Here is an 871-nt window from a genome sequence, read left to right as displayed (position 1 = left end):
AAACTCGATGACCTGATAGCGAAAGCGGAAGACAAAGGCATTGATACCACTGACGCGAAAAAAGAGGCGGACAGCGCACAGGATCACCTGGATAAAGCGCAGGATAATCTCGACAGCACGGAAAGCATCATCGATGACGTGAAAGCGAAAAACGACCTCGATGGCACGGACACGGACGACAAAGATTTAAGCAAAGTCAAAGCGCAGCTGGACAAAGCAGCAGACTCGGTCAGTAAACAGGCTGAAAGCGCGGAGAAACTGGCAAAATCAGCTGAAAAAGCAGCAGAAAAAGCCCGTGAGTCCGGCGATAAAGCAGATCTTGATTATGCGAAAAAACTGCTGGCTGACGCCAGAGAAGCACTGAGTAACGCGGCAGATTCCAAAGCCAAACTGGATACGCTTATCAGCAAAGCCGGTGAAAAAGGCGTGGATATCAAAGATGCGCAGGCGGATGCCGGTGAAGCGCAGAAGCATCTGGACAGCGCGGGTAAAACCCTGGATAACGCCGGGAAAATCATCAGCAGCATTCAGAGCGATATTGATAATAAAATCGATGATACCAATACAGCCATCGACGACCTGCCGGATAATCCGACCGCAGAGCAGAAAAAAAGACGTCAAAGATAAGCTGGATAAAACCGCTGAATCCGTTGATAAATTAGCGGAAGACGCAGAAAAACTGGCGGAAGATGCGAAAAAAGCCGCAGAAAAAGCGCGTGACAGCGGGGATAAAAAAGACCTCGCCGACGCGGAAAACAAGCTGGAAAAAGCCAAAGACGCCCTGAAAGATGCCGAAGATGCAAAAGCAAAACTCGATGACCTGATAGCGAAAGCGGAAGACAAAGGCATTGATACCACTGACGCGAAAAAA

2 protein-coding genes are annotated in these 871 nt (G+C 49.0%); both read left to right on the top strand.

The window, feature by feature from the left end; genetic code table 11:
* A partial coding sequence (locus tag AYY16_RS20485) for a hypothetical protein (RefSeq protein WP_162271065.1) occupies positions 1 to 627 on the top strand: 627 nt, incomplete at its 5' end.
* Positions 554 to 871, top strand: a 318-nt coding sequence (locus AYY16_RS15045; protein ID WP_412778969.1) for a hypothetical protein, incomplete at its 3' end; no start/stop codon positions are given. The genes AYY16_RS20485 and AYY16_RS15045, both read left to right, overlap by 74 nt.

The organism is Morganella psychrotolerans, assembly GCF_001676155.1.
GTDB classification, from domain to species: Bacteria; Pseudomonadota; Gammaproteobacteria; order Enterobacterales; family Enterobacteriaceae; genus Morganella; species Morganella psychrotolerans.
This window is presented reverse-complemented; position numbering and strand designations above follow the sequence as displayed.